Below are 26,080 nucleotides of genomic sequence, written 5' to 3'. Positions count from 1 at the left end.
GAAGCTCAAATAGTATCTTAGAGATATAAGCCGGGCAAATAAATCAGTGGTGGTTAAACCAGTTAAAACCAGTTCAGCCAGCGCAACAACCAAGGGCGCTCGCGAGGCTCTGGTTGATTGAACAAGGCAATACGTTCCTGAATCTTATGTAACAGGCATTCGTCTTGCTCATTTTCACTGCGCCATGCCATGCCGCAAAGCAGCGGTAACGCCTCATCAATCTGGTCAATCGCCCAGATATGGAACTCGCCACGTTCAACCGCAGCCACCACTTCGCTGTGTAAGCTGAGATGACGCTGGTTGCTGGCAGGAATAATTACACCTTGTTTGCCCGTCAGTTCACGCTGCTGGCAGACGTCGAAGAAGCCTTCAATTTTCTCATTCAACCCACCCACAGGCTGGACGTTGCCGAACTGATCGACAGAACCGGTCACGGCAATCTGTTGATTAATCGGCTGCTCAGCCAGGGCGCTGATCATTACACACAGCTCTGCCAGTGAAGCGCTGTCGCCATCTACTTCGGAGTAGGATTGCTCAAACACTACCGAGGCAGAGAAGGGGAGCTGCTGATCCAGCTCCAGCTCAGCGGTCAGGTAGGCCTGCATAATCATCATGCCTTTGGCGTGAATGTTGCCACCCAGCTCGGCCTTACGTTCGATATCCATAAACTCGCCATCGCCTGGATGCACCACACAGGTAATACGCGAGGGATCGCCCCAGGCACGCGGATGGCCAGGGAACTCAATCACAGACAAGCCGTTGATCTGACCAACCGCTTCGCCATCGGTTTCAATGCGGATCTGATCTTGCAGAATTTCATCGCGCATCCGCTCCGCCAGGTAGCCTTCACGCCAGCTACGGGCGTCGAGTGCGTCCTGATAGCTGGCCCGATCGATAACCTCAGAACCTGAGGCTGTCTCACGGAGCTGGCGCAGTAACCAACGTGGGCACAGCGGCAGGGTATCCTGCTCACCGGTATAGCGAACGCCCTCATTGATTAACAGCGGCCAGAAATCGGTTTGCGGTTCAGGTAAGCCTGCTTCTGCTGCCAGCGTGCGAATCCAGTGACACCAGGCAGTCATCTCTTCTTCATCGAGAATCTGTAGGTTTTCTTCGAATTCGCTGTAGATAGCCAGCTCGTGGTACTCCGGTTCCATCTCCTGGAACTCGGCCAATGCATCGCGCTCGCCGCACAGAATCAGGCGCAAATCTAATGGCATTGGCGGAATGTGTACCGGTAGCGGCTGGCGTTCATCTTGTGATGTCCAGGCAAGCTGCTGCTGTAGAATGGCGGTTTTCAGGCGCATCCACATCAAAGGCTGGCTCAGTAACGTGCGTACTGAAAGAATTAAGGTGCCGCCGTTAGCCTGATGCAACAGGCCGGGTTCAAGGGTCAGCGTATCGCGGTATTGACGCAGGCAGCCAAACAGCTGCTCAGGCTCGAACCATTCGGCATAGTGCACGCCACCCTGTGCGGTAAACGGTGCTGAGGCATCGGTGGCGGGAAGCAGGGTGATGCAGTTTTCTTTAATCAGGTAGTCGCCACCAAACAGGGTTTCGGCAGGCGGCGTATAACGCTCGGCTGCGGCGCTGATTTGCGCCATGTATTCCTGGTTTTCCTGGCTACGGATCAGTAGCAGTGGGAAGCTGCCTTGCTGTTGCTGCAGCATATCCAGCGCACTCAGGAGTCGCGGCTGAACTTCAGCCAGTACGTCGTCGCACTCGTTATTAGCAAGTTGCGAAAAAACGGATTGATAGCGTTGGCTATCTGGCTGCAGGGCTTGCCACGGAAGTTGAGTACTGGTCAAAATATTCGCTTTGGTCCGATTAAACAAAGGCGCGATTATAGCGTAATCGCTGCGGTTAAGCACTGCGGAGTTGATTGTTAAGCGGTGAGCGACTCTGGACGTTTTTACTTACTGCATCCAGGAAAAAAGCTGTTATTCTTAAATCGTTACGCGATCACGATGAGATTCCGATGAAATACCAGCAACTCGAAAATCTTGAAAGTGGATGGAAATGGAAATACCTGGTGAAAAAACACCGGGAGGGTGAGCTGATTACACGTTATCTGGAACTCAGCGCTGCCCAGGCGGCAGTGGAAGCACTACTGACGCTGGAGAATCGTCCGGTTGAGGTTGCCGAGTGGATTGAACAACATATTCATCCCGATCTGGATAATCGCCTCAAACAGACCATTCGCGCCCGGCGGAAGCGCCATTTCAATGCGGAACATCAGCACACGCGTAAGAAATCGATCGATCTTGAGTATCTGGTCTGGCAACGGCTGGCCGCTTTGGCTCAACGTCGTGATTTGACGCTGTCAGAAACCATTGTCCAGCTTATCGAAGACGCTGAACGCAAAGAGAAATACGCGACGCAAATGTCGAGCCTGAAACAAGACCTTCAGGCCATTCTTGGCGGCAGTGATAGCGAGAGTAGTTCTGGCAGTGGAGAGAGTTAGGCAATCCGGGTATGCACTGCAATGGCTTTTTTACCGGAGTATATCGATGAATGCTGAATAACAGCCACAAAAAACCCCGCCTGAGCGGGGTTTTTCTTATGGTTAACTTAAGCCTGAGGCTGAGTTACCACGTCTTTAACACCACGCACGTCGATTTCAACGCGACGATCTGGTGCCAGGCAGTCGATCAGGGCTTTACGCGCCTTCACGGTGTTACAGGTGCTACCAGTAACTGGATTAGATTTACCCTGGCCACGTGCAGAGATCTTGTTAGAAGGGATACCTTTAGATACCAGGTAATCTACAACAGACTGTGCGCGCTGCTCAGACAGCTTCTGGTTGTACTGGTCAGAACCGATACGGTCGGTGAAGCCCAGAACTACAACAGAACCATCTTTCGGATCCAGATTGCTCAGCTGAGAGTACAGCTGATCCAGTGCCTGGCGGCCTTCTGGCTTCAGAGTTGATTTGTTGAAGGTGAACAGAACGTCAGACTTCAGGGTGAAACGCTTGGTTTCAACAACTGGAGCTGGAGCAGGTGCTGGTGCAACTACTGGTGCTGCATCTTCATCCTGACCGAAACGGTAAGACAGGCCAACGCTCAGAGTGGCGTTGTCTGGACGTGCGCCAACAGTCTGCGCATCACCGATGTTGTTAACCCACTGGTAATCCAGACGGGTTGCCCAGTTTTTGGTCAGAGCATATTCAACACCAACGGCTGCCAGCGGAGATACGCCAGAGTCGTGGTCTTTGAAACGGCCATAGGTACCGTTGTTCTGAGTACCGTCTGCACGCCATACCATGCCGCCCAGACGGGTGTACACGTCCAGATCGTCAGTGATTGGGTAGCTCAGTTTAGCAGTCAGCTGTACGCCTTGTGCTTTGAATGCGCCGTTGCCGTGAGTCGCGTCAACAGTGCCTTTGTAAGGCATACGGCCCAGCCAGTCATAGCCCAGCTCGAAGCCCAGGTATGGGTTCGCCTGATAGCCCAGGAATGCACCTGCGCCCAGTTGGCTTTCGTGAGTTGGACCGTTGTTGTTTAGGTAACCGTTACCGTAGTTTCCGGTATCGTGGTACTGAGACCAGCCCAGTTTAGCACCGGTGTACCAGGTGTCATCTTTCGGAGCGGCCTGCGCTACGGTAGCGAAGCCAGCCAGTGCCACTGCAATTGCGATAGCTGTCTTTTTCATTTTTGCGCCTCGTTATCATCCAAATAGGCAATGAGCAAAATATGTTGCTCTTTGTGTTATTCCTTTGCCGGGTCCTGAAGCTCGCTTTTGACTCTACCGAGAAGCGGAAGTTCCGGAAGTTTTTGAGCACCCTAGCGAGGTAAAGTCTACAACGAGATTGGAAAGTTACAAGTGTGCTGAGGGGCTATACAGAAAAAAAACAGGGTTTTATACATAAATACTAATAATTACACGGTAATAACTAATGTGGAACAAAGGGCTAAAAAGTCGCTAAGCTATTGTGATTGCTGGAAGTAAAAGAATCAGTGGCTTAGCGACGAGCTGGTCGTGATAATCGCTGAGAAAACTCTTATTTTTACTCAATGAAACAAATCTGACTGAATCTTTAGACCATTTTTTGGTCGTTGCAGGGCATCCTGGGGTTCGCTGGCGCGCAAAATTAGCCCCATCGCTTCGCCTTCCGCTGCTGCTTTTTCCAGCGCCTGACGCTCTTGCTCATTCAAATCATAAGGTACCCACGCAACCACAACACTATAGTTGCCTGTTTTTAGAGCTTTTATCATCGCTTCAACGGCATTGTAGCGATCCGAATCCGCGATATGCATACTTTTTTCCAGCGGCAAACCCGACTGCTGCAACCATGCGCGGTTCAGTTTATGCGCGGGGGTAAGCCAAAGCTGCCAGCGAGATTGTTGGCTGAGTTGCTGTAACAGTGGCAGTAACAACATTTGCAACATTCCGAGCTGTTCACTGCACCTTAATTCGGTAATGCCACCGCCAGATTGCGGGGCTGATGTGGAGCTGAAGTGGGTGCGAAAACCAGAGGCGGTGATATGTTGTGTACGCATAAATGTCATCACTCAGTAGTGGGCCTGTATGGATATACAGTAATTGCTTCCTGGACAAAGATCAACCTTAATTTCTGAAAACGGCTCTCAAATTCTGCACGTCTCATCAGTTAGCAGTTGCTGCCCGCATGGCTTTTTCCATATCTTATAAACTCCCCATTTCACAGCAGGTTAGAAATATTTTTCACAAGGAGAGTGGGCAATGAAAAAGTCCCGTCAAATGATCGATTTGTCTAAAGAACGTTTATCTTGCTTAGGTGAAGTACAGTCTCGTACTCAGTTCGGTGGTTACGCTTTGGCCGTTGAAAAGGTGGTGTTTGCCCTGGTAAGTGATGAACAACTCTACCTCCGGGCCAGTGAAGCACTGAAAGAATACAGCGCTGAACGTCCGCTTCAACCGCTGATATTCAGTAAGCGCGGCGTGCCGGTGAGCCTCGGCTATTTTCGGGTGGATGAGCAGTTGTGGCAGGAAACGGCAACGTTGGAAGCCCTGTCTGAAGCCGCGCTGTTGGCGGCCCGTGAGGAGCAACATACACCCAGCGCACCCAGGCTGAAAGACCTGCCCAATCTCGGGGTGCGGATGGAAATGATGCTGTACAAAGTCGGGATCTGCTCGGTAGAGAACCTGTATGCCAGCGGTGCGAAGAACAGCTGGCTAAGATTAAAGTCGTTAAACCAACATCTGGGGCTAAAAACCCTGCTGGCGCTGGAAGGGGCGATTTCGGGTCACCATCAAGCCGCCCTGCCAGAACCGGTCAGGGCGGAGTTAAAACTCTGGTATCAGCACATCATTCACCAGCAGCAAGAGCGGGACTATCCTCGGGCTTAACGTTATCCAGGCGGCGGCGCAACAGGGCAATTTCCGGCAGCAGTGCGGCTAACAGGGCTAACTGTTGCAGTACCAGCGGTGCGCGAGATTCCTCACTGCGTCCTGCCTGGGCAATACGTTGGCTCAGAGACAGCTGCATCTCGCGGGCTTGTTCAATGCTCACCACGGCGCGCTGCAACACATCTTCGACATAGCAGACCGTTTCATCCAGCAGGCTCAAGAGTGCCGGATCGGTCAGCTGCTCACGATGCGCACCCAGTGCGGAGATATAACTCAGGAAAGAGTGATTCAGGCAGAGTAGCTGAAACGCACTTTCCCGCAGCCGGGCAGAGTGGTGCTTTTCCACGCTCATGCTGGAAACCACCGAAGCCAGCTCGGCATCCGCATTATGCGCGTCACGCCGGGCTATCCGGTACGCGAGGCGGTTATCTTTGCCCTGATGATACTGTTCAAGAATGGCGTCCAGATAGCGGCAGTTAGCGTTCAGGCTGCGATCGGTCACCTCTGGCAACTGACGGAAGCGCCAGTCAGGCCAGATAAAGGCCACCGCCAGCCAGGCAAGCGCACAGCCTAGCAGCGTATCGTTAATGCGCGGCAGGGCAACTTCGAAACCTTCACCCAGCAGGTTAAAGCACAGCAGCACCAAAAGCGTGATGAACAGCGTGGCCTGCGCGTACTGAATCTGGCGGAAAGCAAAAAACAGCACACCACTCAGTACAATTAAAATCAACTGGCCTTCGATGGAGGGCACCAGCCATAAGACAGGGAGCCCAATTACAATCCCTGCGAGGGTACCGCCGATACGTAACGCAAGTCGGCGACGGGTCGCATTATAGTTGGGCTGGCAGACAAACAGGCTGGTCAGTAAAATCCAGTAGCCTCTTTCTAACCCTGTGATCTGAATAAAGGCATAGCCGACGCACAAAACAACAGACATACGCACGGCGTGACGAAACAGCGGCGATTGCGGGCTGAGGTGGCGGCTGAGTCGCAGGCGAATGTCGCTCCAGCCATCCAGCTCCTCGCGTGACAGGCGGTTATCTGCGGTGGGTAAGTTGAGGTTTTGTTCAGATTCGATCGAAGCCAGTTGGGCATCAATTGCGCGTAAATTGCGCAGCAGCCAGAACAGCGCGTCAATACGTTGCTCTCCCGGCATCTCCTGCTGTAGCCGCTCCAGGCTGTGCTGTAGCTTATCAAAGGCACGCTCATACTGGCTGTTATGCTGCCAGGCCTCGCCTAATAAAATCGCCTGTGACAACTGACGGCATGAGTGCCCCTGACGATGCAACAAGCGTTGAAAACGAAACAGGATCTCGTTGTAGCGCCAGTCATCGCGCAGTTGATGATATTGCACATGCGAGGAGCTGGCACGCTCGTGGATGTCCTGCGCGACGAAGTAATAATGCAGGCTGCGACGCGAGCCACGTGAACCCCGGTCGCCACGTAAACGACTGAGCAGCGCCGTTTTGGTCAGATTAAGCTGACTGACCAGTTGGCTGTTAGCCATCGCTACCGCAATCAGGCCCTGGCTGTCTTCCGCACCTGCATCAGGATCAAACATCTCTGCTTTAGCATCCAGATAGCGCGCCAGCGCAGCAAAACTCTCCGCGAGCTGTTCCTGAACCGGGCGCACCGGGAACATAAAATGCCCGATCAGCGTCAGCAGGTTGTACCAAAGCGCGCCAAGCAGCAACAGGACCGGCTGCATATACCATTCAGGGAACAGACCAATACCCAGCATGGTGTAAACGGCAATCAGCAATGCGCCAAAGGCAATGGTGGCATAACGCTGTCCCAGAGCACCCAGCAGAATAAAGCCCCAGGTTGAGAGTGCCAGTCCGGGTAAAAAGAGCCAGGGGGTGGGAAACAACAGTTCCACCGAAACAGAGGCAATACAGAAGCACAGCAGCGTAATGAGCAGATTTTTCAGTCGGCCGGTCCAGCGGTCGTCGAGATCGGCCAACGCTGCCGCGACGACGCCTAAGGTCAAGGGGATGGTCCAGTCGATCTGCTTCAGCATCCACGGCACGGCTGCACAGCCCGTCATGGCGAAGAGAATACGCAGCATGTAGCGCAAGCTGCTGTTATAGAGATAGCGCTGCCAGCCCTGGAGCGTTAAGAGTTTCACAGTGATCCCTTAGTAACGGCTACGGGCATTGGCTTCGCGCGCTGCCTGTGCTTCTTCAACAGAAACAACCCGGCGGCCGACGGGCCACAGTGCAATCACGGCAATTTTAAAATTGGCGATGCCGACAGGAATACCAATAATGGTGATGCACTGCGCAATACCAATGGAGATATGCGACAGGCACAGCCACCAGCCAAAGAAGATGAACCACAGGATATTGAGCAGGGTGCCGCCACTGTTCATCAGTTCATTTTTGCCTGCAGGGTTGATCACATCCACATGCACCGCTTCATTGCCAAACGGCAACAGCGAAAGCTTGGTGATTTCCCAGCAGGAGCGGGTCAGCGGCAGGGTAAAAATCAGCACAATACTGACCAGCGTGGCAAACAGCCAGGCGAGGGTGGTAAAAAAGCCGCCCAGCACGAAATTGAGAATATTTAACACAGCGCGCATAGCGATTTTCCTTTTACAATCCGCAAGATGTCCCCAGTTTAGCCTGTTTTATGGCTGGAGCGTCAACACTGACACAGGTAAGATAGCGGAATCTTCATTTGGTTCGATGGAGTGAGCGTGGAACTTAAAGCAACATCTCTGGGCAAACGACTTGCTCAACATCCCTACAACCGGGTTCGCCTGCTGTCGGCCGGAGTGGAAGTCAGCGGTGATAAGCACGAATATTTGATCCCTTTCAATCAACTGCTCGATATCACCTGCAAGCGTGGCATGGTGTGGGGCGAACTTGAATTCCAGCTACTGGATGAAAAAGTGGTGCGCCTGCACGGTACGGAGTGGCAGGAGACGCAGCGTTTTCATCACTACTTGCAGCAGGCCTGGAACAGCTGGAGCACCGAAATGAGCGACGTGTGCGCCACGGTGTTACAAGCATTACAACAAAGTATCCTGGCACTGTTAGAGCAGGATCGCTGGGTCAAACGCAGTGAGCTGAATGGCCTCGCGACCACGGTGCAACAGCAGTTTGCCGCACTCCCTCTTCCCGTTGCTCGCCTGGCGCGTTTTGAAAACTGCCGCGAGCTATGGCAATTCTGTCAACAGTGGTTGAATGGCGGAAAAACCGCGCTGCGTCAGCGTAATCAGGCCTGGACGCAGCAGATACTCACCCGTTATCAGGACTTTTTTGCCCATGTAGAACGTTCCCCGCTTAATACGTCGCAAAGCGAAGCGGTCGTCAACGGTGAGGATGCGGTACTGGTGCTGGCCGGGGCGGGAAGTGGAAAAACGTCAGTCCTGGTGGCACGGGCAGGCTGGTTGCTGCAACGCCAACTGGCAAAACCGGAACAGATTCTGTTGCTGGCCTTTGGCCGGAAAGCGGCGGATGAGATGAATGAAAGAGTCGAGAGCCGGCTGGAGACGAAGGCGATTCAGGCCCGCACTTTTCATGCCCTCGCGCTGCATATTATTCGTGAAGGCAGCAGCAAGCAGCCGAACGTCAGCAAGTTAGAGAGCGATACCCAGGCGCGACGCAAGCTTTTGATAGATGAGTGGCGTAAACAGTGTAGTGAGAAAAAGGCGCAGGCCAACGGCTGGCGACAGTGGCTACGAGATGAACTGCAATGGGAGCTGCCCGAGGGGGCTTTCTGGCAAGACAACGCGCTGGCCCAGCGACTGGTTACGCGTTTTGAGCGCTGGCTCAGTTTGATCAGGATGCACGGCGGTGCTCAGGCCGCGATGATTGCAGAGGTTCCTGAAGCCATTCGGGAGAGCTTTAGCAAGCGAGTCAAGCTGATGGCTCCACTGGTAAAGGCGTGGAAAACGGCGCTAAAGGAAGAGGGCGCGGTCGATTTTTCCGGGCTAATTCACCAGGCGATTGCCGTGCTGGAAAAAGGCCGTTTCATCAGCCCGTGGAAAGATATTCTGGTGGATGAGTTTCAGGACATTTCACCGCAGCGGGCCGCACTGCTGAGCGCCCTACGCAAGCAGAACAGTCAGACAACGCTGTTTGCCGTGGGCGATGACTGGCAGGCCATTTACCGCTTCAGTGGCGCTAAGTTGTCGCTGACTACGGCGTTTCATCACTACTTTGGTGAGGGCGATCGCTGCATTCTGGATACCACGTATCGCTTTAACGATCGTATTGGTGAGATTGCGAATCGCTTTATTCAGCAAAACCCACAACAACTGCCCAAAGCCCTGAATAGCCTGACACGCGGCAATAAAAAGTCGGTCATGCTGCTACCGCAGGAGCAACTGGAGCCGTTGCTGAACAAGCTCAGCGGATTTGTTAAGCCGGAGGAGAGTGTATTGCTGCTGGCGCGCTATCACCACCTTAAACCGGAAGTGCTGGAGAAAGCGAAGACGCGCTGGCCAAAGCTACAGCTTAATTTCATGACTATGCATGGCAGTAAAGGCCAGGAAGCGGACTATGTGATCGTGTTGGGGCTGCATGCCGGACATGATGGGTTCCCGGCGATGGCGCGTGAATCAATCATCGAACAGGGTCTGTTGCCGGAGACGGAAGATTTTCCGGATGCAGAAGAGCGTCGCCTTGCCTATGTGGCCTTAACGCGAGCACGCCAGCAGCTGTGGCTAATGTTCGACCGCGATCACCCATCGGTGTTTGTCGAACAGTTTCAGCGTCTGGGCGTGCCCGTAGCACGCAAGGCCTGAGATCTATTTCAGGCGCTGGTCGAGATAACGCTGGTAATCCGGGATGGCGATCTCCGTGGCCTGGCTGAACTGCGGCGACTGAATGATAAAGTCAGCGCTGGCGCGGTTATTCGCCACCGGGATATTCCACAGCGTGGCGAGGCGCAGGAGCGCTTTAACGTCGGGATCGTGCGGAACGGCATTAAGGGGATCCCAGAAGAAGATCAGCACATCGATTTTACCTTCGGCGATCAGTGCGCCCACCTGCTGGTCACCACCCATTGGGCCGCTGAGCATGGCGTTGACTTCAAGGCCGGTATGGCGATTGATCAGGCTGCCTGTGGTGCCGGTAGCATACAGGACGTGGGATTGCAGCAAGGGTTGATTGGTTTTTGTCCACGCCAGCAATGTATCTTTGCAGTGATCGTGGGCCACGAGGGCAATATGTTTTTTCTCGCCAAGCTTACGAACGGTCTGTTCCATCTGGGTTCCTGAAAGGTAAGAGGTAGGGGTTCAGTCTACCTCTGGCTTTTCATCGCTATCAACTTGTACTTAAGATTTTCATCAGTGCGCTGATCTGCTGGCGCGTTAGTCGATCAAAACGCTGAAACCAGCGTCCCAGTGGCGAGAAGCTTTCATCATCGACCCAGGCAAATTCGGCATCGGCAACGGGTGAAAGTTTGGCGGTATTTTGTGTCGCAAACTGCGGCACGGACGCCGCCTGATGGGTGCGATTGTAGTTAAGCATGGCTTGCTCGAAGTCACTTTCAGCCCCGGCCGGCAAGCGGTCTCGTTTGCTGATAATTTCACGTCCTTGCTCATCCACCAGAGTGAAATTAAGACTATGATCGAACAGGGCGCGCTGTTGGCGGCTATTCAGCTCAGGCAAACGGATGGTGACCGATTTCACTTCTGCATCAAAGCTGACAATCATCGGCTGCGAATGAAACTGATGGCGGCTTAGCGGTGTATTTTCACCGGGCAGATCAACACGGAACAGAAACTGATGTGCACCACGTTCCAGCTCAAGTGACGAGGCGCCTTTCAGCAGCGAACCGGAGATTTTGCGACCATCCAGCGCCAACAAGTCGATCTGTGGATCGAGATGGAGGGTTAGCGCCGGGCAAGCGGTAGTAACCAGCAGCAACAGCAGGCCAGAGACAGCCATAGACAGCTTCATGTGTGCTCCTGGAGAGTAAAGAGGTGGAGTGTAGCAAATTCTTACATTATGGCAGTATATTTACATTTTAACATATTTATTCGCGAGCTGACGCAAAATAATCCCACAAGGTTTTGTCTGGGTATTCCCGGTGACAGCACCGGTATAACGAACAGTAAGGGAGAGAGCAATGAACGATCGGGTGATTAGCGATGTTTTACGCCGCACGCAGCGCATTGCGCTGGTGGGGGCGACAGACCGTGAAGACCGGCCCGCCTATGGTGTGATGAAGTTTTTGCTCAACCACGGCTACGACGTGATACCAGTCAGTCCGAAACTGGCGGGGAAAACGCTACTGGGGCAGCAGGCCTATGCCGCACTGGCGGATATTCCTGGGCATGTCGACATGGTTGATGTGTTTCGCAATGCAGAGGCCGCGTATGGTGTGGCTCAGGAAGCCATCGCGATCGGTGCAGATACGCTGTGGTTGCAGTTGGGGATCATCAATGAGCAGGCGGCGGCGTTGGCAGAAGAGGCGGGATTAACGGTAGTTATGGATCACTGCCCGAAGATTGATATTCCACGTTTGGCGATCCCGATGAAACGCTAGAAAGCACTGGCGGCGCAGGTGCCGCCAGCGATTAATGGCGCAGACGAGGAGCCTGAAGCTGTTGGCGGATAGAAGCAGCCAGTTCATCCATCATCGGTTGATCGGGGTGTTCATAAGAGGTTTCACCCGCCAGTTGGATCTCAGAGACATAGGTATGAACTCGTTCTCCTTCTTCATCTTCCATCACAACGTGGTACCAGGGTGCGGTGCGCAGCGTTTCACTCTCGTCAACTTCATCGATATCGGGTGTATCGAGGGAGTATTCTGCGTCAACGTCTACCACCACGCCTAACACGCCAGAGAGGCGATGGCGGACTTGCTGACCAATGCCAAATTTTGTCGCAATCATAAAAACCTCCATATCAAAGCACTTACTCCTCAATATGGAGGCTGGAGAGATTTTTTCAAGTCACATTACGCGGCAAGCAAAACCTTTCAGGTACAACCCTTCAGGATAGGTCGCGATCACCGGGTGATCGGCTGCCTGACGGAATTGTTCAATAAACTGCACGTCACGACCAGCATCAACGGCGGCATCGGCCACGATCTTCTGGAACAGATCGGTCGCCATCAGGCCTGAACACGAGAAGGTCAACAGAATGCCGCCAGGATTGAGCAACTGAATCGCTAACATGTTGATATCTTTGTAACCACGGCAAGCGCCTGCCAGTTGGTTTTTATTTTCAACAAACTTAGGCGGGTCCATGATGATCAGGTCAAACTTCTCGCCACTGTCACGGTAACGACGCAGCAGTTTAAACACATCATCACGTACGAAGTGGGCGCGTGAGACATCCAAACCGTTTAGCTCGACGTTTTGACGCGCAACATCCAACGCATCTTGCGAAGTATCTACGCTGGTCACTTCACGACAGCCGCCCATGAGCGCGGATACCGCAAAACCACCGGTGTAGGAGAAGCAGTTCAGGACGCGAGCGTCTTGCGCATAACGACGTGTAGCGAAACGGCTGTCACGCTGGTCGAGGTAGTAGCCGGTTTTGTGGCCACCCTGAATATCAACCAGCAATTTCATGCCATGCTCAGTGATAGGCAACAAAGCCGGTGGCAGTTCGCCAGTCACTGGGCCTTGGGTGAGTTCCAGTCCCTCTTTTTTGCGCACCGCCACATCAGAGCGGTCGTAAATGGCGCAAGATGGGAAGCAGTGCTGCAACGCGGTGAGGATCGCCGGACGTTGATATTCTGCGCCCGCTGAGAGCAGCTGCAACACGAGGAAATTACCGAAGCGGTCGATAGTCACGCCTGGCAATCCATCGGATTCACCGGCAATCAGACGGTAACTGTCGAGGCCATCACGCTGTGCTAGCCAGTCACGCCAGATCTGTGCCTGTTCAAAACGTTTAATGAAGAACGCGATATCGATCGATTCATCCTGCTGCCAGCTCCAGACACGGGCGCGGATTTGCGATTGAGGAGAATAGGCTGCATGGGCGAGCCATTTACCGTTATGATCGCAGACGGAAACCGTTTCTCCGAGGCTGGCTTTTCCTTCCATACGTGCAACGGCACCGGAGAAGACCCAAGGATGGCGGCGGAGGAGGGATTTTTCACGTCCCTTAGCGAGAATCAATCGAACGGTCATTTGCTATGCTTACCTGAAAAAAATGAGGCGTCATTGTCCGGTGGATATGAGTAAAATGCAACGCACAACAGCATCTGGAGGGTTCTATGGCAGTCGCCTGTTTTAAAGCCTGGGTATATGGCAAGGTGCAAGGCGTGGGGTTTAGGTACAGCACGCAGGCAAAGGCCAATGATTTGGGAGTGCAGGGATATGCACATAATTTAGAAGATGGCAGCGTTGAAGTGCTGGCATGGGGTGAGGCCGAATTGGTACAGGAGCTGATCCTGTGGCTGAAAGAGGGCGGCCCGCGCAGTGCTGAGATTGATCGTGTTCTGGTGCAACCGCACCGCACGGATAATCCACCACACGGGTTTACTACGGGTTAATCAGAGGCATTTCGCCGGTTTAGGCAGGCCAGCTATTTTGGTGGCCTGTTTGGCTGGACCTTCCGGGAACAGGCGGAACAAATAGCGGCTGTTGCCTTTCTCTTCACCGTATTTCTTTGCCATTGCTTTCACCAGCATGCGCACTGCCGGAGACGTATTAAACTCCTGGTAAAATTCGCGCACGAAGCGCACCACTTCCCAGTGCGGTTCAGTCAGCACAATCCCTTCTTCGCTGGCGATATGTTCAGCCAGTGCTTCACTCCAGTCTGCCGGATTTTTCAGATAGCCTTCGCCATCAACCGCAATCTCATTGCCTGCAAAATTCACGTTGTCGCCTCATTCAATAACTGGCGGCATTGTAGCAAATCCCCGGAGCAGAAAACAAAAAGCCCCGCCAGAGCGGGGCTGATATCTTCACTGTGGCTTAGTCGTTACGGGCGAAGCCCAGCAGGCTCAGCAGACTCAGGAAGATGTTGTAGATAGACACATACAGGCTGACGGTGGCGCGAATGTAGTTACTCTCACCGCCGTGAATAATATTACTGGTTTCCCACAGGATGGCACCGGCAGAGAACAGAATAAACAGCGCACTGATCGCCAGGTGCAGCGCAGGAATTTGCAGGAACAGGTTAGCGACAACCGCCACCAGCAGCACCACAAACCCTGCCATCATCATACCGCCAAGGAATGACATATCGCGGCGAGTGGTCAGCACATACGCCGAACAACCAAAGAACACGGCTGCGGTTCCGCCGAGCGCAAGGCCGATAACATCCCCCATGCCCGCAGAGAGATAGCTGTTCAGAATTGGGCCAAGGCAGTAACCGAGGAAACCGGTAAAGGCAAAGGCGGCAATGATCCCGCTGGGTTTATCTGCCAGACGGTGTGTCAGAAACATCAGCCCGTAGAAACCCACCAGCATCAGGATCAAACCTGGGCCAGGCAATTGCATCACGGTGCTGATCGTTGCCACTACGGCAGAAAAGGCAAGAGTCATACCCAAAAGGAAGTAAGTGTTACGCAATACGCGGTGCGTACTGAGTAGAGATTCACGCGATGACGTGATGATTTTTTCCATTTTGCGCTCCTTAAGCGAACAAAACAGTGGATTATCGCCAGAGCATACGAAGCGCCACTTTTTTCGGAAAGCCGTTTTACCCTTCTTTACGCGCTATTCCGCTTAATCCTTGTGCGCAATGGCGAATAACCCGGCGAAAAATCACAATTTGACTGTTTTTCAGCCGAACGATCAATGGTAGGCTTTACAAGCTCATGAGGGATGTTTATAGTGCGCCCCATTGCGGAGGGGTGGCCGAGTGGCTTAAGGCAACGGTCTTGAAAACCGTCGATGGGAAACCATCCGAGAGTTCGAATCTCTCCTCCTCCGCCATAATCTTTACCAGCAGTACCCGCACGTAGTAATTTGCGTATGGAGGGATGGCCGAGTGGCTTAAGGCAACGGTCTTGAAAACCGTCGATGGGAAACCATCCCAGAGTTCGAATCTCTGTTCCTCCGCCAAATTATCTCAGTGCAACAGCAGTACCCGCATATTGATTTATGCAATCAGGAGGGATGGCCGAGTGGCTTAAGGCAACGGTCTTGAAAACCGTCGATGGGAAACCATCCCAGAGTTCGAATCTCTGTTCCTCCGCCACATTTTACGGGCTAGCACAATGTGCTGGCCCGTTTGCTTTTGTGCGCCGTAAATTATCCTCTGTCTGAATTTCACCCCAATGCCTGCACAGGCCCAGATCCCTTGCCCCACAGGGGCTCATCTCTGCTATAGTCCTGTAACTGTTTTTACAGCTCTGGCACATTTTTGCTGCTGGCTACGTTACACTAGGCGGCAATTCGCTGTTATAAGACGAGCTCCTCGTTTGAAAGCCAGTGTGTTTCACAATGAACAAATGGAATAGGCACAATGATCAAGAAACTGAGTCTTTGCGCACTGTCGGTGATCGCCACTTTACCCCTTGGGTTTGCGGCGCAGGCGGCTGAGAGCGATATGCAGTTGCAGCAGGTTCTGCTGCTAAGTCGCCACAATATCAGGGCACCGCTTGCAGACAACGGTAGCGTGCTGGAACAGTCGACTAAAAAGAGCTGGCCGCAGTGGGATGTACCCGGCGGCCAGTTGACCACCAAAGGTGGCGTGCTGGAAGTCTACATGGGGAATTACACCCGTCAGTGGCTGGCACAGCAAGGCCTGATACAGAACGGTGTTTGCCCGGACAGCAACAATGTCTTTGTGTATGCCAACAGCTTGCAGCGTACCGTCGCGACGGCCCAGTTCTTTGTTAATGGTGCCTTCCCAGGCTGCGATATCCCGGTCACGCATCAGGATGCAATGGGCACCATGGACCCGGTGTTCAATCCGGTCATCACCAACGATAATCCAGACTTCAATAAGAAAGCCCTGGCAGCCATGACCGCCGCTAATGAGCAGCTTTCCCTGAAACCGGCTTACCAGCGGCTGGAAAAACTGGTGGATTACAAAGCCGCACCGGCCTGCAAAGACAAAAAGCAGTGTGATCTGGAAAACGGCAATAACACCTTCAGCGCAGATAACGGCAAAGAGCCGAACGTCAATGGGCCACTGAAAGTCGCCAACTCGCTGATGGATGCCTTTACCTTGCAGTATTACGAAGGTTTCCCGGCGGATCAGGTTGCCTGGGGACAGATCAAAACCGCTGAACAGTGGCAGGAGCTCTCCGCACTGAAAAATGGCTATCAGGACGCGCTGTTTAGCACGCCAGAAGTGGCGCGCGAAGTGGCCGCACCGCTGGCCGATTATATTCGCAGCCAGCTGATTGATCAGGACAGCGCTAACGCACCAAAAGTCACCGTGATGGTCGGACATGACTCAAATATCGCGTCACTTCTGAGTGCGCTTCAGGTTAAGCCTTATACCTTGCCAGGCCAGTTTGAAAAAACGCCGATTGGCGGTCAGGTGGTATTTGAGCGCTGGCACGACAAGAAAAACAACAAAGACCTGCTGAAACTGGAGTATGTCTATCAGACCGCAGATCAACTGCGTGATGCCGATGTGCTGAGCCTGAAGAATCCTCCTAAGCGCGTGACGTTGCAGTTAGCCGGATGCCCAACAGATGCTAATGGCTACTGTAGCTGGGAGCAGTTTAATCAGGCGCTGAACGGTGCGTTACAAGGGACTGCCATGCAGCCTGCCGCGCCCGTTGCCCCGCAATCTGCCACTGCCGATCCTAGCGCGTTGCAGAAGCTAAGTGCCGATCAGGCGGCCACTACGCAGGCTCAGGAAGCCAAAGCGGCCGCAGAAAAAGCCGCTGCTGATAAAGCCGCAGCCGATAAAGCTGCCGCAGAGAAGCAGAAAGCGGACAAAGCAGCCGCAGAGAAGCGCAAAGCTGAAAAGGCTGCCGCAGATAAAGCCGCAGCGGAAAAAGACGCTGCTGACAAAGCGGCAGCAAACGATAAAGCAAAAGCCACCGCTGAGAAGCAAGAAGCGGGCACTCCGGCACCTGCTGCTAACAGCGCAGCGCCTGAGGCGAACAAAGCCGCCACTGCACCATCACAGTAAGTCACTTACAGGCACAACCTTGGTTGTGCCTGTTTTTTCTTTACCCGCCGCTGATCACCACCAGCTTTTGATTGGCAAACTCTTTAATGCCTAAATCCGACAGTTCACGACCATAACCCGAGCGTTTTACGCCACCGAACGGCAGTTCGGCTGCGGTATCACTTTGTGAGTTAATGAACACCATACCGGTTTCGATTTGTGATGCGAGTCGTCGGCCCCGGGCGATGTCCTGCGTCCAGACTGACCCACCCAGTCCGTAGTGCGAGTCATTGGCAAGGGCCACCGCTTCAGCCTCACTTGCCACCACATACACCTGTGCAACCGGGCCAAAAAACTCTTCAAACCAGGCCGGATTATCACGCGTGATGCCGGTCAGAATGGTGGGCTGGAAATAGCACCCCACGCCAGCAATCGCCTTACCGCCACACTCAACCGTTGCCCCGTGGGCGATGGCATTGTTCACCTGTTTGATCAGTCTTTCATGGGCCTCAGCCGACGAGAGCGGTCCCAATGTGGTTTTTTCATCGAGCGGATCGCCCGGCGTCACCGCAGCAAAGGCATCCCGCAGCTGTTGTAAAAACGGGGCTGCGATATCCTGATGCAGGATAAAGCGTTTCGCCGCCGTACAAACCTGGCCGCAGTTGCTCAGACGTGCCTGGGCACCCTGACGGACAGCCTCGCGGATATCTGCATCGTCCATCACCATAAAGACATCGTTACCGCCTAACTCCAGCGTCGATTTCTTCAGGTATTTGCCCGCTTGCTGTGCCACCGCGCTGCCCGCACGCTCAGAGCCGGTTAAGGCGACACCCTGAACCCTGTCGTCGGCGATCAAATCCGCAACCTGTTGATTAGAGATAAACAGATTGGTCCAGGCCCCGGCCGGTGCACCGGCTTCCTCCACCAACTGAGCAAAGGCTTCCGCACACTGTGGCACGTTGTTAGCGTGTTTCGCTAACACCGGGTTGCCTAACGCCAGGTTAGGTGCCAGCACGCGCATCAACTGATAATAGGGGAAATTCCATGGCTCAACCGCCACAATGACGCCAATCGGGTGATACTCAATCCAGGCATCACCGAGTTCGCTGGCATAGGGTTGCGGCTGGAGTTGTTGTGCTGCTTGCCTCGCGTAGTAACGGGCTATTTGCGCGCAGATTTTGACTTCACCACGGCTTTGACCAATTAATTTTCCCATTTCCTGGCTGGCAATCACGGCCAGCGCCTCAACCCGGCTCTCTATAAGGTCTGCCAGTTTCTCCAGCACCTGCAGGCGCGGTTGGATCTCGCCTTTACTCCAGGCAGAGTGGTACAGCCGGTCCGCCTGCGCCAGTGCGGCCTCTACGGCCTCATCCTGGTGGTCGGGGAACTGCTTGAGTAGCTGATTGGTGGCGGGATTCACACTTTTATAGCCAGACATATCTCGCTCCGTGGTCATCAGAAGGGGGGATTTATGACGAAAGGCAGAAAGACGCGATCGTCTCTCTGCCAGGCAAATCAGACATTTCTACGTTCGATGGTTTTATTATCCCAGGTCAGCACGTCGTCCTGGGTTTTGGCAAAGGCGAGCTCCAGCACATCGTTATTTCCCTGCTGCTCCCAGATCGCTTCTGCTAATTTCTCGTCATACTTTGCCACTTCAAAAATCGCCTCGGCAATTTCCCGTGAGGTTTGACGAATCGTTGCCCATTCAGCCACGTGGTGAGCTTTATTTGGATCGGTCATTATTGTCTCCTGTTAATCAATTCAGCCTTTCAGTTTCACCGTCAGCCCGGCGACATACTCGCCCTGATAGCGAGCAATATTGAGCTCCTCTTCTGTTGGCTGACGTGATCCATCGCCACCGGCTAGCGTAGTCGCACCATAGGGCGTACCGCCGCGCACCTGTGAAATATCAAACAGTTCTTTGGTGCCATAACCAATCGGGACAATGACCATGCCGTGATGGGCGAGGGTGGTCCAGACCGAGGTAATCGTCTGTTCCTGTCCGCCACCGGTGCCCGTAGAGGCAAACACGCTGGCGATTTTGCCGTACAGCGCACCCGAAGCCCACAGCCCGCCGGTGCGATCCCAGAAGTTACGCATCTGTCCGGCCATGTTACCGAAGCGGGTCGGCGTGCCGACCAGAATAGCGTCATACTGCGTCAGGATATCCGGCGTAGCTTCCGCCGCAGCCTGATTGACTTTTCCGCCTACCTGGGCGAAACGCTCTGCATCCATGCTTTCCGGTACACGCAAAATATCCACCTCGGCACCACTGACGCGACGAGCCCCTTCGGCTACCGCCTGTGCCATGGTTTCGATATGTCCATACATTGAGTAGTAGAGCACCAAGATTTTGGCCATTGCTTTCTCCCTGGAGGGTTATTGGAGGTCAAAATCTCAGTATAGAAGAGCCAGCCCGAGTTGCCGCCTGATGCATGGCGGCTGGCTAAAAAATGCGCGGTTTGCTTTTCCCCCTGGCTATGCGCACAATGGCTACCTTCTTACTTTTCTGGTGATGTATGGCTCAACCTTCACGTTCACTCTCCTTTGGCATTACTCGCCAGGAGTTGGTGCTTATTCTTATTACTATGGTCTGGGGCGGCACCTTTCTGGTGGTGCACCGCGCGATGCAATTCAGCGGGCCATTTTTCTTCGTCGGCGTGCGCTTTGCCGTCTCTTCGCTGCTATTGGCCCTCTGTTTTCGCCGTTATTTGCGCGGCATGACCTGGCAGGAGATCAAAGCCGGTAGCTTGATTGGCTTGTCCATTGCTGGCGGATACGGTTTGCAGACCTATGGTATGCAAACCATCAGCAGCAGCCAGTCCGCCTTTATTACCGCACTGTATGTGCCGGTGGTGCCGCTATTGCAGTGGCTGTTACTGCGCCGCGCTCCGGGGCTAATGTCCTGGTGTGGAATCATGCTGGCGTTTGGCGGCCTGCTGCTGATTTCAGGACCACAAGATGGCGAACTGGGGCTGAATCAGGGAGAGATCGCCACGCTGTTCAGCACCATCGCCATTGCGTTTGAGATCATCCTCATCAGTCGCTATGCCGGGAAAGTGGATGTGCGCCGCGTGACGCTGATCCAGCTGGCGGTGGCCTCTTTGGCGGCCTTCTGTTTCATGCTGCCAAACGGTGAGAGTATTCCACCGTTTAATTCGGCCGTGCTTTTTAGTGCCATCGGTTTGGGCGCAGCCAGCGCACTGATTCAGATCACCATGAACTGGGCGCAGCGCAGCGTTTCACCCACGCGTGCCACCGTGATTTATGCCGGTGAGCCGGTGTGGGCTGGCGTGGTTGGGCGCATTGCCGGCGAGCGGTTACCCGCCGCAGCATTGCTGGGTGGTGCGCTGATTGTTTGTGGTGTGATCGTCAGTGAGCTGAAGCTAAAACGAAAGAAACGGGGCGCAGAGAGTGACGCCCCGTTACAGGATTAAAGCGCGTTCCGCGCTTTTTCTAACATCATGCCTCGCTTGCGCAGCAGAGCATGGAGCAGGATGGCACCAAAGGTCGCGGTGCCAATCCCACCCAGCGTAAAGCTGCCAATTTTCAGGGCAAAATCCCCGGCACCGAGCACCAGCGTGGTCGCTACCATAATCAGGTTGCCATTCTGGTTAAAGTCGACCTGGTTCTGAACCCAGATCCGCGCCCCTGCCACGGCAATCAGGCCGAACACCACAATCGATGCCCCACCAATCACCGGACCGGGAATGGTGTGGATTAATGCGCCAAACTTCGGCGAAAATCCTAATACCAGCGCAATCACTGCCGCCGCCACGAATGCCAGCGTAGAGTAAACTTTGGTCACGGCCATTACGCCAATATTTTCCGCATAGGTGGTGACACCACTGCCGCCAATCGCACCCGAGATCATGGTCGCAAGACCATCGCCCACAAATGCACGTCCCATCCACGGGTCGAGATTGCGCCCGGTCATCCCGGCCACCGCTTTGAGATGGCCAAGGTTTTCTGCCACTAAAATGACGGCCACTGGCGCTATCATCACGATGGCCTGCCAGTCGAATTGTGGCGCGGTGGTATGCGGTACGCCGAACCAGGGGGCTGCTGCCACCAGGCTGAAATCGACCGGTTTTCCTAAACCAAAGCCGTTAGTGAGCAGTGCATACAGCCCACAGGCGATAATTAATCCCACCAGAATCAGCAGCCGTTGCACCAGACCCCGCGTGAATACGGCCACCAAACCGATACACAACACCGTCATTACCGCCACCCAGCTATCAAAACTACTGGCGGCAACGCTGTGGACCGCAATCGGCGCTAAGTTCAGCCCAATCGCCATCACAACTGCCCCGGTGACAACCGGAGGCATCAGGCGTTCTATCCAGCCGGTTCCTACTTTCATCACAATCGCGCCAATCAGGCTGTAGAGCAGGCCACAGGCGATCACGCCGCCCAGCGCGAGGCCCAGCTGTGGATTTAACCCCTGGCCATTAAACCCGGTTACCGCAATGATTACCCCCACAAAGGCCGCGCTGGAACCGAGATAACTCGGGACGCGCCCGCCAGTGACCACAAAGAACAGCAAGGTGCCTATTCCAGAGACCAGAATCGCCAGGTTGGGGTCCAGCCCCATCAGCAAGGGCATTAAGACGGTAGCGCCGAACATCGCCACGGCATGTTGCAGCCCCAATACCATGGTCTGCCCGAACGGCAGGGTTTCATCGGGAGCGATCACGCCATTTTCACTGATTGCCGATTTTTTTTGCCACTGCGGAAACCAAGAGCCAGTCATAATGTGCCTCCAGAGAGGGAAGTTATACCGGGAGTGCTGAGGTGACGGACAGCCACTGCAACAGCAGTCGATTAAAGGTTTCCGGTTCAGTTACGCTCATGGCGTGTCCACCGGAAGGCATATAGTGCAGGCTGGCATTAGGCAGCGCCCGTGCCAGTGCATCGGAACAACTCCACGGCACCAGCAGATCATCCTGGCTGGCGACGATCCAGACCGGGTGATCAATCTGGTTAATTGCCGCGCTAAAGTCAGCTTGCATCAGTGCATGCAGGCGACGAAGCAGGTTTTCCGTCCCCTGAAAATGTTGCACCAGATGTGCATCTTCCTCCGCGATTCGGCGCTGATGCTGCGCCATCCACTCTGCGGGGTAAAGAAACAGCGGCTGGGCGCGAACAAAGGCTTCCACGCCCACATTGAGCAGCAGATCCTGGCGTACGCGGAAACAGCGTTGCGTATGGGGATGCAGGCTGATCCAGCCGTTAATCACCACCAGCCGTTCCAACTGTTGCGGATAATCAAGCGCCAGTTGCAGCCCTATCAGCCCGCCCAACGCATGGCCAATCAGGCTGTAGCGCTCAATACCTTGTTGTGCCAGCGCAGTGGCCAGCTCAGCTGCCATCATCGGTAAGCTGTAGCCTTCCGGGATCGCCTCAGCGCTGCGCCCGGTCCCGCGCTGGTCATACAACACCACGCGATAGCGCTCGCAGAGCACGGCAAGCTGCGGCTGCCAAAAGCCGCTTACCCCGCCCAGTCCAGAGGAGAGCACCAGCGTGGGTGCATCAATGGCCTGTAATCCGTGGATTTCAATATGCATTACACCTCCGGGCGACCGAGATGTGCGACGCTGGCGATTTCTACCAGCGCATCAGGTTTTACCAGGCCGCACTGAATGCAGTAACGCGCAGGTTTTTCCCCCGGGAAGAACTCGGCATATACCTCATTAATGGCGCTGTAGTTGCTCCAGTCGGTGAGGAAGATTGAGTTAAAGGTGACATCTGCCATGCTGCCCCCGGCGGTTTCCACCACGCTTTTGATGGTTTCCAGCACATGGCGCGTTTGTGCCGCTGCATTACCAACGTGGACAACGTTATTTTGTTTATCAAACGGCAATGTGCCAGAGACATACAGCACGCCATCGGCGAAGGTGCCGGGAACGAAAGGGGCAATCGGCGCGGAGGTTCCTGGTGGAATAATGACGCTTTTAGGCATTGTGTATTCCTTACAAGTTTAGTTTTTCAGGGTTTCGCAGAAGGTATCGACATTCGATACCCAGCCAAAGAACGTTTCGATATTGAAAATCGCAGCTTGCTGAGCAAAGGCCGGACCGGCTTGATAGGTGGCATCTTCCAGTACCACACCAAAGTATTCGAGGAAGAAGCCATCACGCAGCGTCGACTCCACACAGACATTGGTCGCAATGCCGGTAAAGATCAGATGACGGATGCCACGGCTGCGTAACATGCTGTCAAGTGGCGTGTTGAAGAAGCCGCTGTAACGTGGCTTCGGCAATACGATGTCACCGGCTTGAGGCACTAACGCATCCACCAGCGCGTAATCCCAGCTACCTTTCGCCAGCAGCGTGCCTTGCAGCTCAGGACGTTTGCGCATGGTTTTCAGTGCATTAGATTTGTGGAAGTTGGGCGAACCGCCGTCACCTGCTTCGACGTAGTCACTGTCCCAGCCGTTCTGGAACCAGATAATCTGGATACCTGCCGCCCGCGCGGCGCTGACCGCTTGCTGGATTTTGGCAATCACCGGCTGCGTGGCCGAGACGTCAAATCCAGCCAGATCCAGGTAGCCCCCTTCAGTGGCGTAAGCATTTTGCATATCCACCACAATCAGCGCGGTCTGCTGCGGCGGAAAGGCAATGGCTTCTGGCCGGGCGGGGAGCTCTTTTTGCGGTAAGGTTGTGCTGTGCGCGCAGTAAACCGTCGTCATCATGCCACCTCTTTTTCTGGTGATAGCAGCGCGCTGCGGCACTGCATCAAGGGCTGGATGTGTTGCCCAAAGGCGTCAATACCCGCTAAAAAATCATCAAAGGTCAGCAGTACGCCTGCGGTGCCGGGAACCGTAGCGACTTCGTCGAGCATGCGGGCAACAGTGCTGTAGGCGCCCACCAGAGTGCCCATATTGATGTTGACGGCGGAAGTGGGGTCAGCCATCTGGCGTACGTTGGTGTCGCTGCCTGATTTTGCATCCACCTGGCTTTGTGTCGTCAGCCAGGCGAGCGCTTCCTCATCTGCACCGGCTTTGTAGTGCTCCCAGCGAGCACGGGCTTCTTCGTCGCTTTCGGCTGCGATGATCATGAAGAGCACGTAGGAGCCGACATCGCGGCCCGCTTTTTCAGCCGCTTGCAACATGCGACTGGCGGTAGGGGCAAACGCCGCCGGTGTATTGACGCCTTTACCAAAGCAGAAGTTGTAGTCTGCGTGTTGTGCGGAAAAGGCCATACCGGCATCGCTTTGCCCGGCGCAGATCACTTTCATCGGTTTCTGTGGCTGCGGGCTGACGCGACAATCGTTCATGGTAAAGAAGTCGCCTTTAAAGTCAGATTTCCCTGTTCCCCACAGGTCACGGAGTACCGTGACGTATTCGGTCAGGTAGTTGTAGCGACTGGCAAAGTAGTCATCCCCTGGCCACAGTCCCATCTGTTCATATTCTGGCTTTTGCCAGCCAGTGACGAGGTTGACGCCAAAGCGTCCATCGGAGATGGAGTCAATTGTGGCGGCCATTCGCGCGACAATGGCCGGTGGCAAAGTGAGGGTGGCGGCGGTGGCGTAGATTTCAATCCGCGAAGTGACTGCGGCCAACCCGGCCATCAGCGTGAAAGACTCCAGGTTGTGGTCCCAAAACTCGGTTTTACCGCCAAAGCCCCGCAGTTTGATCATCGAGAGGGCGAAATCAAACTGGTAGTGTTCAGCCTTGAGTACGATAGCTTTATTGAGTTCAAAGCTCGGTTTGTACTGTGGCGCATGGGTGGAGATGAGCCAGCCATTGTTGCCAATCGGAATAAAGACACCAATTTTCATGTGAAACCTCGTAAGCAATGAGAGGAACGTTTCACGCGCTGCCTCCTGTGGACTTCCTGTCCTGCAACGCTCAGGTTGATGATTTGCAATGCCTGTGCCAGTTATTTTTTATCTTTATTTTTCATGTGGTTAATTTTTTATATTGTCGTAAACTGGAGTGAATGGTCTGTTTTGGACCATTTGGTAAAATTAAATTGCACGTTTTTCAGGCAGTGATGGTCTGTTTCGGTGCATGGGCAGGAGGCGGTAGCTTTGTTATGATGCCGCGCAAGCAGAACGGATGAGGTTTGACAGTGAAATCAGATGAAAAGAGGCCGACGCGCCGTTCCCGTGCTGTCGCCGCAAAACGCAGCGCGATTTTGCAGGCCGCGCTGAGTTTTTTTTCCCAGTTTGGTATTCATGGCACCAGCCTGGATAAGGTCGCTGAGCGGGCGGACGTCTCAAAGACCAATCTGCTTTACTATTTCCCTTCAAAAGAGGCGCTGTATGTTGCCGTGCTGAAAGAGATTTTGGATATCTGGCTGGCGCCGTTGCGTGCGTTACGCCATGACCATCAGCCGCTGGTCGCGATTCGTAACTATATCGAGCTGAAGCTTGAGGTTTCGCGCGATCACCCTGAAGCATCACGCCTGTTTTGCCTTGAGATGTTGCAGGGCGCGCCGCTGTTAAAAGGTGAGCTGGCCGGGGATTTAAAGCAGTTGGTGGATGATAAAGCCGCCATTATTCGTCAGTGGGTGGAAGAGGGGCAACTGGCCCCAATTGAACCCCAGCATCTGATTTTCATGCTCTGGGCCACAACTCAGCACTATGCTGACTTTGCCAGTCAGGTTGAGGCGATCACCGGCCAGACGCTCCAGGATGCTGACTTTTTTGCCCAAACGGTGGAGAACGTTCAACGGATGGTGATTGAGGGAATTCGCGTGCGCTAAGCGGATCTTCAGCGAAAAAAAACGCCTCACTGCGGAGGC

At 54.1% G+C, this 26,080-nt stretch carries 27 protein-coding genes and 3 tRNA genes; 11 read left to right on the top strand and 19 right to left on the bottom strand.

All coding sequences use genetic code 11. The features are described from left to right. Nucleotides 1–62: 62 nt before the first annotated feature. Nucleotides 63–1,883 carry an AAA family ATPase gene (locus F3J40_RS03365; RefSeq protein WP_167012930.1) on the bottom strand — a complete coding sequence of 607 codons (1,821 nt, stop codon included), beginning with the start codon at nt 1,881–1,883 and terminating at the stop codon, nt 63–65. A 95-nt stretch (nt 1,884–1,978) separates the two neighbouring features. On the opposite strand from F3J40_RS03365, the gene matP reads away from it, so the two are divergent. After that, nucleotides 1,979–2,464 (top strand): macrodomain Ter protein MatP, encoded by a 486-nt coding sequence (gene matP, locus F3J40_RS03360; protein WP_017348430.1) that lies wholly within the window; start codon nt 1,979–1,981, stop codon nt 2,462–2,464. Nucleotides 2,465–2,571: 107 nt separating this feature from the next. Here the strand turns inward: matP and ompA are convergent, their stop codons facing one another. Further along, complete coding sequence (ompA, locus tag F3J40_RS03355; RefSeq protein ID WP_167012582.1) at nt 2,572–3,654, bottom strand: porin OmpA; 1,083 nt, start codon at nt 3,652–3,654, stop codon at nt 2,572–2,574. A gap of 359 nt (nt 3,655–4,013) precedes the next feature. After that, on the bottom strand, nt 4,014–4,502 hold the full coding sequence (gene sulA, locus F3J40_RS03350) for an SOS-induced cell division inhibitor SulA (protein WP_026042700.1): 489 nt from the start codon (nt 4,500–4,502) through the stop codon (nt 4,014–4,016). Between the two features lie 202 nt (nt 4,503–4,704). Between sulA and F3J40_RS03345 the strand changes: the two genes are divergently transcribed. Next, the gene (locus F3J40_RS03345) at nt 4,705–5,331 is read left to right on the top strand and encodes a TfoX/Sxy family DNA transformation protein (RefSeq protein WP_167012581.1); all 627 of its coding nucleotides are present in this window, start codon (nt 4,705–4,707) and stop codon (nt 5,329–5,331) included. Here the strand turns inward: F3J40_RS03345 and yccS are convergent. Both yccS and F3J40_RS03335 read right to left on the bottom strand, forming a co-directional pair. After that, complete coding sequence (gene yccS / locus F3J40_RS03340) at nt 5,291–7,459, bottom strand: YccS family putative transporter (RefSeq protein WP_167012580.1); 2,169 nt, start codon at nt 7,457–7,459, stop codon at nt 5,291–5,293. The two genes, F3J40_RS03345 and yccS, sit on opposite strands and share 41 nt — an antisense overlap. A 9-nt stretch (nt 7,460–7,468) precedes the next feature. Next, a complete protein-coding gene (locus F3J40_RS03335) occupies nt 7,469–7,912 on the bottom strand; it encodes a YccF domain-containing protein (RefSeq protein ID WP_017348425.1) in 444 nt (147 codons plus the stop codon). Between the two features lie 117 nt (nt 7,913–8,029). Here F3J40_RS03335 and helD point away from each other — a divergent pair, with 117 nt between their 5' ends. Next, nucleotides 8,030–10,084, top strand: coding sequence for a DNA helicase IV (gene helD / locus F3J40_RS03330; protein WP_167012579.1), 2,055 nt, complete (start codon nt 8,030–8,032; stop codon nt 10,082–10,084). A 3-nt stretch (nt 10,085–10,087) separates the two neighbouring features. Here helD and mgsA read toward each other — a convergent pair whose 3' ends face one another. Together mgsA and F3J40_RS03320 are read right to left on the bottom strand one after the other, a co-directional pair. Next, nucleotides 10,088–10,546, bottom strand: a complete 459-nt coding sequence (gene mgsA, locus F3J40_RS03325; protein WP_167012578.1) for a methylglyoxal synthase — start codon at nt 10,544–10,546, stop codon at nt 10,088–10,090. A gap of 58 nt (nt 10,547–10,604) precedes the next feature. Beyond that, nucleotides 10,605–11,243, bottom strand: coding sequence for a YccT family protein (locus F3J40_RS03320; protein ID WP_167012577.1), 639 nt, complete (start codon nt 11,241–11,243; stop codon nt 10,605–10,607). A gap of 169 nt (nt 11,244–11,412) precedes the next feature. On the opposite strand from F3J40_RS03320, the gene F3J40_RS03315 reads away from it, so the two are divergent. Then, complete coding sequence (locus F3J40_RS03315; protein ID WP_167012576.1) at nt 11,413–11,832, top strand: CoA-binding protein; 420 nt, start codon at nt 11,413–11,415, stop codon at nt 11,830–11,832. A gap of 31 nt (nt 11,833–11,863) precedes the next feature. Here the strand turns inward: F3J40_RS03315 and hspQ are convergent, their stop codons facing one another. Then, nucleotides 11,864–12,181, bottom strand: a complete 318-nt coding sequence (gene hspQ, locus F3J40_RS03310; protein WP_026042699.1) for a heat shock protein HspQ — start codon at nt 12,179–12,181, stop codon at nt 11,864–11,866. Between the two features lie 60 nt (nt 12,182–12,241). After that, the gene (gene rlmI / locus F3J40_RS03305; protein WP_017348419.1) at nt 12,242–13,432 is read right to left on the bottom strand and encodes a 23S rRNA (cytosine(1962)-C(5))-methyltransferase RlmI; all 1,191 of its coding nucleotides are present in this window, start codon (nt 13,430–13,432) and stop codon (nt 12,242–12,244) included. Between the two features lie 86 nt (nt 13,433–13,518). Here rlmI and yccX point away from each other — a divergent pair, with 86 nt between their 5' ends. After that, on the top strand, nt 13,519–13,797 hold the full coding sequence (yccX, locus tag F3J40_RS03300; RefSeq protein WP_167012575.1) for an acylphosphatase: 279 nt from the start codon (nt 13,519–13,521) through the stop codon (nt 13,795–13,797). Here the strand turns inward: yccX and F3J40_RS03295 are convergent, their stop codons facing one another. After that, a complete protein-coding gene (locus F3J40_RS03295; protein ID WP_167012574.1) occupies nt 13,798–14,124 on the bottom strand; it encodes a TusE/DsrC/DsvC family sulfur relay protein in 327 nt (108 codons plus the stop codon). Nucleotides 14,125–14,221: 97 nt separating this feature from the next. After that, entirely contained in the window at nt 14,222–14,875 is a 654-nt protein-coding gene (yccA, locus tag F3J40_RS03290; protein ID WP_017348416.1) for an FtsH protease modulator YccA, read from the bottom strand. A gap of 224 nt (nt 14,876–15,099) precedes the next feature. Between yccA and F3J40_RS03285 the strand changes: the two genes are divergently transcribed. The 4 genes from F3J40_RS03285 to agp all read left to right on the top strand — a co-directional run bounded on the left by F3J40_RS03285 (nt 15,100) and on the right by agp (nt 17,348). Then, nucleotides 15,100–15,187 (top strand) — tRNA-Ser (locus tag F3J40_RS03285). 41 nt (nt 15,188–15,228) lie between these two features. Beyond that, nucleotides 15,229–15,316, top strand: a tRNA-Ser gene (locus F3J40_RS03280). A 48-nt stretch (nt 15,317–15,364) separates the two neighbouring features. Beyond that, a tRNA-Ser gene (locus F3J40_RS03275) sits at nt 15,365–15,452 on the top strand. 267 nt (nt 15,453–15,719) lie between these two features. After that, a complete protein-coding gene (gene agp / locus F3J40_RS03270; protein WP_167012573.1) occupies nt 15,720–17,348 on the top strand; it encodes a bifunctional glucose-1-phosphatase/inositol phosphatase in 1,629 nt (542 codons plus the stop codon). A 40-nt stretch (nt 17,349–17,388) separates the two neighbouring features. On the opposite strand, the gene F3J40_RS03265 is transcribed toward agp, so the two are convergent. The 3 genes from F3J40_RS03265 to wrbA form a co-directional block, all read right to left on the bottom strand. Next, nucleotides 17,389–18,765, bottom strand: coding sequence for an NAD-dependent succinate-semialdehyde dehydrogenase (locus tag F3J40_RS03265; protein ID WP_167012572.1), 1,377 nt, complete (start codon nt 18,763–18,765; stop codon nt 17,389–17,391). A 77-nt stretch (nt 18,766–18,842) separates the two neighbouring features. Next, nucleotides 18,843–19,070 carry a YccJ family protein gene (locus tag F3J40_RS03260; protein ID WP_017349763.1) on the bottom strand — a complete coding sequence of 76 codons (228 nt, stop codon included), beginning with the start codon at nt 19,068–19,070 and terminating at the stop codon, nt 18,843–18,845. Between the two features lie 21 nt (nt 19,071–19,091). After that, nucleotides 19,092–19,691 carry an NAD(P)H:quinone oxidoreductase gene (gene wrbA / locus F3J40_RS03255; RefSeq protein ID WP_167012571.1) on the bottom strand — a complete coding sequence of 200 codons (600 nt, stop codon included), beginning with the start codon at nt 19,689–19,691 and terminating at the stop codon, nt 19,092–19,094. Nucleotides 19,692–19,849: 158 nt separating this feature from the next. Between wrbA and F3J40_RS03250 the strand changes: the two genes are divergently transcribed. Next, on the top strand, nt 19,850–20,767 hold the full coding sequence (locus F3J40_RS03250; protein ID WP_167012570.1) for a DMT family transporter: 918 nt from the start codon (nt 19,850–19,852) through the stop codon (nt 20,765–20,767). Here the strand turns inward: F3J40_RS03250 and rutG are convergent. The 5 genes from rutG to rutA are packed head-to-tail and all read right to left on the bottom strand — an operon-like array spanning nt 20,764 to nt 25,112. After that, complete coding sequence (gene rutG / locus F3J40_RS03245; RefSeq protein WP_167012569.1) at nt 20,764–22,083, bottom strand: pyrimidine utilization transport protein G; 1,320 nt, start codon at nt 22,081–22,083, stop codon at nt 20,764–20,766. The genes F3J40_RS03250 and rutG overlap by 4 nt on opposite strands. Before the next feature lie 22 nt (nt 22,084–22,105). Next, entirely contained in the window at nt 22,106–22,897 is a 792-nt protein-coding gene (gene rutD / locus F3J40_RS03240) for a pyrimidine utilization protein D (RefSeq protein WP_167012568.1), read from the bottom strand. Continuing rightward, nucleotides 22,897–23,292, bottom strand: a complete 396-nt coding sequence (gene rutC, locus F3J40_RS03235) for a pyrimidine utilization protein C (protein ID WP_167012567.1) — start codon at nt 23,290–23,292, stop codon at nt 22,897–22,899. The genes rutD and rutC overlap by 1 nt, the downstream gene beginning before the upstream one ends. An 18-nt stretch (nt 23,293–23,310) precedes the next feature. Further along, the gene (gene rutB / locus F3J40_RS03230; protein WP_167012929.1) at nt 23,311–24,021 is read right to left on the bottom strand and encodes a pyrimidine utilization protein B; all 711 of its coding nucleotides are present in this window, start codon (nt 24,019–24,021) and stop codon (nt 23,311–23,313) included. After that, nucleotides 24,021–25,112: a pyrimidine utilization protein A gene (gene rutA, locus F3J40_RS03225; RefSeq protein WP_167012566.1), complete on the bottom strand. Its 1,092-nt coding sequence runs from the start codon at nt 25,110–25,112 to the stop codon at nt 24,021–24,023. Before rutA ends, rutB begins: the two co-directional genes overlap by 1 nt. A gap of 293 nt (nt 25,113–25,405) precedes the next feature. Here rutA and rutR point away from each other — a divergent pair, with 293 nt between their 5' ends. After that, nucleotides 25,406–26,041 (top strand): HTH-type transcriptional regulator RutR, encoded by a 636-nt coding sequence (gene rutR / locus F3J40_RS03220; RefSeq protein WP_167012928.1) that lies wholly within the window; start codon nt 25,406–25,408, stop codon nt 26,039–26,041. The last annotated feature ends 39 nt before the right edge of the window (nt 26,042–26,080 follow it).

Source organism: Candidatus Pantoea multigeneris (genome assembly GCF_011752615.1).
Lineage (GTDB): Bacteria > Pseudomonadota > Gammaproteobacteria > Enterobacterales > Enterobacteriaceae > Pantoea > Pantoea multigeneris.
This window is presented reverse-complemented; position numbering and strand designations above follow the sequence as displayed.

What these genes read in the sequence shown, in the direction of transcription:
- matP (WP_017348430.1), top strand. Translation starts at nt 1,979, where the DNA reads ATGAAATACCAGCAACTCGAAAATCTTGAAAGTGGATGGAAATGGAAA.
- ompA (WP_167012582.1), bottom strand. Translation starts at nt 3,654, where the DNA reads ATGAAAAAGACAGCTATCGCAATTGCAGTGGCACTGGCTGGCTTCGCT.
- sulA (WP_026042700.1), bottom strand. Translation starts at nt 4,502, where the DNA reads ATGCGTACACAACATATCACCGCCTCTGGTTTTCGCACCCACTTCAGC.
- F3J40_RS03345 (WP_167012581.1), top strand. Translation starts at nt 4,705, where the DNA reads ATGAAAAAGTCCCGTCAAATGATCGATTTGTCTAAAGAACGTTTATCT.
- F3J40_RS03335 (WP_017348425.1), bottom strand. Translation starts at nt 7,912, where the DNA reads ATGCGCGCTGTGTTAAATATTCTCAATTTCGTGCTGGGCGGCTTTTTT.
- mgsA (WP_167012578.1), bottom strand. Translation starts at nt 10,546, where the DNA reads ATGGAACAGACCGTTCGTAAGCTTGGCGAGAAAAAACATATTGCCCTC.
- F3J40_RS03320 (WP_167012577.1), bottom strand. Translation starts at nt 11,243, where the DNA reads ATGAAGCTGTCTATGGCTGTCTCTGGCCTGCTGTTGCTGCTGGTTACT.
- F3J40_RS03315 (WP_167012576.1), top strand. Translation starts at nt 11,413, where the DNA reads ATGAACGATCGGGTGATTAGCGATGTTTTACGCCGCACGCAGCGCATT.
- hspQ (WP_026042699.1), bottom strand. Translation starts at nt 12,181, where the DNA reads ATGATTGCGACAAAATTTGGCATTGGTCAGCAAGTCCGCCATCGCCTC.
- rlmI (WP_017348419.1), bottom strand. Translation starts at nt 13,432, where the DNA reads ATGACCGTTCGATTGATTCTCGCTAAGGGACGTGAAAAATCCCTCCTC.
- yccX (WP_167012575.1), top strand. Translation starts at nt 13,519, where the DNA reads ATGGCAGTCGCCTGTTTTAAAGCCTGGGTATATGGCAAGGTGCAAGGC.
- yccA (WP_017348416.1), bottom strand. Translation starts at nt 14,875, where the DNA reads ATGGAAAAAATCATCACGTCATCGCGTGAATCTCTACTCAGTACGCAC.
- agp (WP_167012573.1), top strand. Translation starts at nt 15,720, where the DNA reads ATGATCAAGAAACTGAGTCTTTGCGCACTGTCGGTGATCGCCACTTTA.
- F3J40_RS03265 (WP_167012572.1), bottom strand. Translation starts at nt 18,765, where the DNA reads ATGTCTGGCTATAAAAGTGTGAATCCCGCCACCAATCAGCTACTCAAG.
- F3J40_RS03260 (WP_017349763.1), bottom strand. Translation starts at nt 19,070, where the DNA reads ATGACCGATCCAAATAAAGCTCACCACGTGGCTGAATGGGCAACGATT.
- wrbA (WP_167012571.1), bottom strand. Translation starts at nt 19,691, where the DNA reads ATGGCCAAAATCTTGGTGCTCTACTACTCAATGTATGGACATATCGAA.
- F3J40_RS03250 (WP_167012570.1), top strand. Translation starts at nt 19,850, where the DNA reads ATGGCTCAACCTTCACGTTCACTCTCCTTTGGCATTACTCGCCAGGAG.
- rutG (WP_167012569.1), bottom strand. Translation starts at nt 22,083, where the DNA reads ATGACTGGCTCTTGGTTTCCGCAGTGGCAAAAAAAATCGGCAATCAGT.
- rutD (WP_167012568.1), bottom strand. Translation starts at nt 22,897, where the DNA reads ATGCATATTGAAATCCACGGATTACAGGCCATTGATGCACCCACGCTG.
- rutC (WP_167012567.1), bottom strand. Translation starts at nt 23,292, where the DNA reads ATGCCTAAAAGCGTCATTATTCCACCAGGAACCTCCGCGCCGATTGCC.
- rutB (WP_167012929.1), bottom strand. Translation starts at nt 24,021, where the DNA reads ATGACGACGGTTTACTGCGCGCACAGCACAACCTTACCGCAAAAAGAG.
- rutA (WP_167012566.1), bottom strand. Translation starts at nt 25,112, where the DNA reads ATGAAAATTGGTGTCTTTATTCCGATTGGCAACAATGGCTGGCTCATC.